This is a genomic window from Paenibacillus sp. N119s, from assembly GCF_059447605.1.
The window spans coordinates 1-3,079 of sequence record NZ_JCAJRU010000371.1; the positions used below are offsets into that span (position 1 = coordinate 1).

The following is a 3,079-nucleotide window of genomic DNA, read 5'->3' on the forward strand; positions in this document are numbered from 1 at the left end:
GGACACAATCTCATACGTTGTACGCTCCTTTAGCATTCCGTCCTGGTGTATACCGGACTCGTGTGCAAATGCATTGGCCCCAACAATGGCCTTGTTTCCAGGTACCGACATTCCCGTACGTTTGCTTACCAATCGACTGGTGGCATACAGTTCCTCCAAAACCAGACTCGTTTGTGCACCATACAGCTCGGTTCTCGTGTCAAGGGCCAGCGCAACCTCTTCGATTGGTGTATTCCCAGCTCGCTCACCGATGCCGTTGATGGTACCCTCAAATTGATCCACCCCATTACGTATAGCTGCCAGCGTATTAGCTGTTGCCATGCCGAGATCATCGTGACAGTGTGTGCTCAGCTGTATTTTTTCGATACCAGGTACTTGTTGTTTTACAACTCTAAACATTTCTCCAAACTGATCTGGCGAGGCATATCCCACGGTGTCGGGTAAATTGACGACTGTAGCCCCAGCACGAATTGCCATATCTACAACTTCACAAATGAAGTCCAGTTCGGTACGACTGGCATCCTCTGCCGAAAATTCTACCTTGCTAAAATACTTGCGCCCATAACGAATAGCAGCGGCAGCAGTCTCTAATACTTTCGCTTTATCCATTCGCAGCTTGTGCTGGCGATGAATTGGCGAGGTAGCCAGGAACAAATGAAGACAAGCGTCCTCTGCTCCCCGTAGAGCTTCTCTGACTGCATCAATATCCTGCTCTTTTGAGCGTGCAAAACCAACCAGTGTTGCTTGGGTGACCTGTTTGGCAATTTCCTGCATGCTGATGATCTCACCAGGTGAGGTTGCTGGAAAGCCAGTCTCAATCCGATCTACGCCTAATTTCTGAAGCTGAAGAGCGATTTCCACCTTTTCTGTGCTGGTTAAGCTAACCCCTGGTGATTGTTCTCCATCTCTTAACGTTGTGTCCAACACCCATATTTTGCGCATACAGATACCACCTTTGGTTTGATTTTAGGAGATGCTCGTTAATAGAAGGTTTTTACATCATTTTATTCATCCGATCATCTGATGTTTAAAATTAAAAAAAATTAAGTACTTCCCATATGCTTTTGCAATTCAAGCTTGGTGCCGTCCAAATGCTGAATACTATATAGCTCAGCAGCCTTGCCATCCTGATCTAAGATCGCTTCATAAATTTTTTCATGCTGAAGTGTAAAATGATTTTGCATCGCCGGATCCGTGATAAGATTGTTCAGCGCCTTGCGAATAGCCTCGACAAAGCTACGGTAGACGTCCGTAAGCACCTTATTGCCTGTAGCTCCTGCAACAGCCAAGTGAAAAGTGATATCCGCATCCAAGTACCCTTTCATATCTCCAGCGGCCAATGTCGCAGCTCGGCGGTCCAGCGCTTCCCGCATTAAGCGTAAATCTTCGTCATTACGACGTAACGCAGCTAATCTGGCAATCTCCAGTTCCAGAACGCTCCGCACTTCATACACCTCAATAATTTCGGCACGGCTTAGTCGGTAATCCAATGGTTCTTGAGAAGTCGTCGGTTGGCAGACAAAGGTTCCGTGTCCTTGCTTTTTCTCTAGTAGACCGGCATGCACCAGCACGCTAACCGCCTCACGAACGGTAGATCGCCCAACTCCAAAAAGCTTCATAAGCTCAGGCTCGGTTGGAATCTTAGTGCCCACGTTCCATTCACCAGCAGCAATTTTTCGTTGCAGCTGCTCAGCTACTTCATCGGCAATTTGCTTGCGTTTGATGGCTTGAAAAGGCACCATTTCGTAATTCATCTGATCATCTCCTGTTTCGTATCATACTATGTCACATTGCTCTTCTGCAACCTTTTTATCTTTCTTTCCCCATCATTTTTTAAAATGAGGCCATACCATCCGAAAAAGCTTGCACCGTCCATCACGATGCAAGCTTAGTAGGATAAAGAAATATTAGAATTTTGTTTTATTAGGAGTAACACAATACAAACGGCTGGTTGTTTCGAAAATATGCCCCGGCGCCAGTGCAATTAACCCGATGTCTTCCGCAGGCAAGTCTGGTCGATTTGGTGCATTAATCATGTTCATTTGCGGTTCAGGACAGATGAATTCCTTGTTCGCTTTGTTATTCCAGATCATCCAATGCTTATAAGCAGTGCCTACATCGTATACAAGGGTAGCACCTGTCTTGCTGTGTGTGAGTTCCATGTAGTTACGCCCATTTTGCGGAGCCGCCGTATAATGATTATCCATAGAGGCAAAATAAGGACTAACTCCTGTTGTCTTCATCAGCTCCTCTTCTGGTGATAACGGTTGGAACTGTCCCGTGGCCAGTAATCGATCTGTTAGCTCGCGCCGTTCACCGATCGTAACCTTAATCTTGTAATCCTCAGGCGAGCTGTCGGGTACAAACGGAACCCGAATGGCTGTGTGAAAGGCAAACAAGTTGGGAATCGGTTGATCTCCTTCGTTATGAATCACATAACGCTGATGCAGGCCAAATTCGTCAAGACTGTACGTCAGCTTAATTGTAAAGGTGAAGGGTAGATAACGGAACATAGGATGCCCTTCCCTTACATGCTGATTCATTACCACATAACTACCTTGCTCCCCGGAACCATAGTCCTCAACTTCCCACCGAACGGTGTGCAAAAAGCCATGCAAATGGTTATGGGTCGCCTCTTCATTAATTGGCAGCTCATATGTAACCCCATTCCACAGGAATTTTCCGTCCTCATAACGATTCGGAGGGAACAAAAACGGAATTCCGTAGACGGATGGGCTTTGTTTAAAAGCCTCTATGCTCTCAGCATCCGGCTCACGCAGAAAAGAATATCCCGTCTCATTGTCACGAAAAGAAATCAGATTTGCACCGTTTCCTGGCAGGGCAACCGCTTCATATCGCCCAAATTTAAGACGAATCGCCGGTATTCCATAATAAAGATCACCAATTGCAGTATGCTGTTGTGTCATCAAAAATCCTCCTTGATGAAATGACGATATTTAATGAAAGCGTTTAGCTTTTGGCTTGACTATACCATGTCCAGCAAAAAAATTCCACGACAATACAAAAAAACGATGCCCCGCAAGGCATCGTCCTTCACACACATGACTACACATAGCGT

Annotated in this window: 3 protein-coding genes; all 3 read right to left on the bottom strand. The window is 45.9% G+C overall.

Annotated elements, in window-relative coordinates:
* Positions 1-942, bottom strand: a 942-nt coding sequence (locus AC5V8P_RS24705) for a 2-isopropylmalate synthase (RefSeq protein WP_495473979.1), incomplete at its 3' end; no start/stop codon positions are given.
* A gap of 101 nt (positions 943-1,043) precedes the next feature.
* The gene (locus AC5V8P_RS24710; RefSeq protein WP_063210516.1) at positions 1,044-1,754 is read right to left on the bottom strand and encodes a FadR/GntR family transcriptional regulator; all 711 of its coding nucleotides are present in this window, start codon (positions 1,752-1,754) and stop codon (positions 1,044-1,046) included.
* A 153-nt stretch (positions 1,755-1,907) separates the two neighbouring features.
* The gene (locus AC5V8P_RS24715) at positions 1,908-2,927 is read right to left on the bottom strand and encodes an aldose 1-epimerase (RefSeq protein WP_063210518.1); all 1,020 of its coding nucleotides are present in this window, start codon (positions 2,925-2,927) and stop codon (positions 1,908-1,910) included.
* Positions 2,928-3,079 lie beyond the last annotated feature (152 nt).

Coding starts and splice junctions, on each gene's coding strand:
- AC5V8P_RS24710 (WP_063210516.1), bottom strand. CDS start 1,754: ATGAATTACGAAATGGTGCCTTTTCAAGCCATCAAACGCAAGCAAATT.
- AC5V8P_RS24715 (WP_063210518.1), bottom strand. CDS start 2,927: ATGACACAACAGCATACTGCAATTGGTGATCTTTATTATGGAATACCG.